This window comes from Vibrio sp. 10N.261.52.A1 (assembly GCF_002876325.1).
GTDB classification, from domain to species: domain Bacteria; phylum Pseudomonadota; class Gammaproteobacteria; order Enterobacterales; family Vibrionaceae; genus Vibrio; species Vibrio chagasii.
On the sequence record NZ_MCYD01001414.1, the window covers coordinates 1 to 3,255 of the forward strand.

The 3,255-nt window shown below is 45.4% G+C and carries 3 protein-coding genes; 2 read left to right on the top strand and 1 reads right to left on the bottom strand.

Features of this window, described 5'->3' with window-relative positions:
* Positions 1-223 precede the first annotated feature (223 nt).
* Together BCT81_RS28555 and BCT81_RS28560 are read left to right on the top strand one after the other, a co-directional pair.
* Positions 224-1,156: a LysR family transcriptional regulator gene (locus BCT81_RS28555; protein ID WP_102426619.1), complete on the top strand. Its 933-nt coding sequence runs from the start codon at positions 224-226 to the stop codon at positions 1,154-1,156.
* Complete coding sequence (locus BCT81_RS28560; RefSeq protein WP_102426620.1) at positions 1,156-1,539, top strand: VOC family protein; 384 nt, start codon at positions 1,156-1,158, stop codon at positions 1,537-1,539. The genes BCT81_RS28555 and BCT81_RS28560 overlap by 1 nt, the downstream gene beginning before the upstream one ends.
* Before the next feature lie 110 nt (positions 1,540-1,649).
* Here the strand turns inward: BCT81_RS28560 and BCT81_RS28565 are convergent, their stop codons facing one another.
* On the bottom strand, positions 1,650-3,185 hold the full coding sequence (locus BCT81_RS28565) for a PepSY domain-containing protein (RefSeq protein ID WP_102426621.1): 1,536 nt from the start codon (positions 3,183-3,185) through the stop codon (positions 1,650-1,652).
* Positions 3,186-3,255: the final 70 nt, after the last annotated feature.

A 3,255-nucleotide genomic window follows, 5' to 3' on the forward strand; every position in this document is an offset into this window, starting at 1 on the left:
AGATGGATAATCCACTTAGTGGCATGAGTCTAAATATTGCCAGCGTTGGATGGTTTGCTCAAATGCATTGAGCTGAAGAAGAGGCAAATCGCTAATTAAACAATCGTTAGTTAAACATCATCACGACTCATTTTACTTTTGTCAATTAATGAAACTGATTCACAAATTAAGTTAGATCACTCACAATTACTATTACGCTCATTGCTGACTCTCATGGATACTTATGGTCAATCCCAAACTCATCGCCCTACTTCCCGATCTTGCCTCATTTATCCTGGTGGTAAACGAAGGCAGTTTTACTGCGGCAGCCAAGCAATTAGGGGTAACGCCTTCTGCACTCAGTAAGCTCATTACGCGTTTAGAGAAGGCACTGTCAGTAAAGCTATTTGAGCGAACTACTCGTACGCTTATTATCACTCAGGCAGGTCAACTGGTTTACGATCAGAGCGTTGTCATGATTAACGCAGCACAGCAAGCGGTTGAGTTATCGACGTCTGATCATACCGAGCCTTCTGGCTCACTTACTGTAGCCGCGCCAGAAGCGTTTTTGAACTCTGTACTTCAACCTTTTGTGGTGCCATTTCTCAATCAGTATCCAGAGATCCAACTTAAGTTACGCGCTGCTGATGGTGATATCGACATACTACGCCAAGGCATCGATATTGCGTTTCGCCTTACCGATAAGCCCGATGAGAGCTTAGTGCTAAAAGAGTTAGGCAAGACTAACTTAGTACTGTGTGCGAGCCCTGATTATTTGGTTCATAAAGGCATCCCTTCCCACCCGACCGATCTTAGTCAGCACGATTGTCTGTACCTAGCAGAAACGGACAAAGACCACATTTGGGACTTTCTCAAAGATGATGAGTTTCACACCGTTTCCGTCAGTGGTCGATACGCAGTGAACCACTCTCAAATGCGACTAAAAGGTGTGAAAGAAGGTTTGGGGATTGGCATCTTCCATGACTTTGTAATTCAAGATGCGTTAACAGAAGGTAGCGTTGTTCAAGTACTGAATGACTGGACCATCAAGAGTAACTACCACGGCGCCATCGCTATGCAGTTTGCACAAACCAAGTATATGCCCGCTCGCCTACGCGTGTTCATTGACTACGCGATGGAACACTTGGGTGAAAAGTTGGCAGGAGAAATAAACTGATGCTAAAAGGAATCCACCACGCCGCCATTATTTGCTCAGACTACAAAGCCTCAAAACGCTTTTACACTGAGATTTTAAAGCTAGAAATTATTGCAGAGAATTACCGAGCAGCGCGCCAGTCTTACAAACTTGACCTAGCACTCCCTAATGGTGCTCAAATAGAGTTGTTTAGTTTCCCTGATGCACCTGAAAGACCGAGCTTTCCAGAAGCTCAAGGATTGAGACACTTAGCCTTTTGTGTTGAGGACGTTCAACAAGTAAAAAGCTATTTAGAAGGACAAGGAATCGACGTTGAACCGATTCGAGTTGATGAGTTTACAGGGAAGTCATTCACGTTTTTCGCAGACCCAGACGCCCTGCCGCTAGAGCTTTATCAAATATAGAGCTTTATCAAAAATAGGCTGTATCAAATCTAAACTTTCTTGAACAATCAACTTCCCGCCAGACTAAAAAACGGACCTTCTCAAGCCGAAAAAGTCCGTTTTTGGTTCAATTAGCTCAACGCCGTTTTGAACTTCTCAACACGCGAGAACAGTAGCCAATCCAATATCATAGCTGTGACAATCGTTGCTCCCGCGAGAGGAAATAGCACTGAAATCACAACAACACTCACCAAACCAGCTTTCCATAAGCCAGCATCACCAAACTTAGGTGGCGCGCCAAGCTTACGTTGACCTGATGGTCTACGCATCCACCACATCACACCGCCCGTGACTGACACCACGATGAACGCCAAGCAGAACAAGGCATTTAAAAGCTTGTTGATAATACTTATATCACCTTGGTGCAGAGAGATACCGACCGCTAATGTCTTGGCGATAAAGTTATAATCTTGCCAGGTCACTTCACCAAGGATACGACCTGAATATTGGTCTAGGTGCGTGGTACGATCTTGAGTTGGATCGATGATATCGCCGCCCATGGTATTCGCTGTCACCGTGTATACACCGGTTTCTGAACGTGGGAAGTTCACCTTGTACTGAGTGAAGCCAAGAGCTCGTGCTTTCTCAATGACATCATCAATGGCAAAGCTACTCGCAGACATGACATGCATAGAGTGGCCATCGCCCATCTTAGAATGATCATGAGGTTCGGACGCCTCTTCCACATGATGAACGTGTTCTGCTGGCTTATCTTGAGACAACGGCAGTGGTGTCTGTTCCAGATTCCATGGCAGTTCTTCTTCTGAGCCATGGTTAAGCGATGCGTGTGTCTTATCAGACAGCGGAATATCATCCCACATTTGAGCAGGGAAAGTGCTCCATGCTTGCACTAACTTGCCGCCCCAGAAGCCTGTCCACGCCAAGCCAGAAAGGATAAAGAGCAGCAGAATCAGAGATAACGTGCCACCGATGTTCGCATGCAAGTCACGCATCAGTACACGTGTCCCAGATGACACTCTCAACTTAAGAAAGCCTGCACGGCTCGCATTGTCTCTTGGCAACCATAGGTAAATGCCACTGACGAGCAACAGAATCGACAAGCTGATCGCAACTTCAATCAGATAGTCACCCCAATCGCCAATCAATAACGTGCCGTGGATGTCGTTTGCTAACTGGTACAGGCTGTCGCTGCGTGGTACTTCACCGACAACTTCACCCGTATATTGATTCACAGTTGCAAAAACAGATGTGCCATCTTCCAGAGAAACTGAAAATCGGTTCGCCAAATCAGGCGCTTTGCTTGGGACAAACTGTGTCACTGAGCCTTGTGGATATTGCTTTTGGACTGCCGCTAACTGCTGCGAAACCTTGATTGGTTCACCAGATGCCGTAATTTCAATCGCCTCTTGATGGAAAGCCAGTTCGATCTCATCGTCAAACAACATCACTAAGCCAGTAATACTTAGCATCAGCATAAATGGGATAACGAACAGCCCAGCATAGAAATGCCAGCGCCAGGTGAGAAAGTAGAGGGTTTTATTGCGCTCTTTGCTTTTAATATCGTTTTTCGAACTGCTTGTTGCACTGCTTGTAGACTGCGAAATCGCTTGTGCCTTCACAGTAGTTTGAGATTCATTTCTCAACATTATTATTTCCTTTGACATGCGCAAACGAACCTTCTGAAAAATCAGAAAGTCACTAAGGCATGTTTAACTT

What these genes read in the sequence shown, in the direction of transcription:
- BCT81_RS28555 (WP_102426619.1), top strand. Translation starts at nt 224, where the DNA reads ATGGTCAATCCCAAACTCATCGCCCTACTTCCCGATCTTGCCTCATTT.
- BCT81_RS28560 (WP_102426620.1), top strand. Translation starts at nt 1,156, where the DNA reads ATGCTAAAAGGAATCCACCACGCCGCCATTATTTGCTCAGACTACAAA.
- BCT81_RS28565 (WP_102426621.1), bottom strand. Translation starts at nt 3,185, where the DNA reads ATGTTGAGAAATGAATCTCAAACTACTGTGAAGGCACAAGCGATTTCG.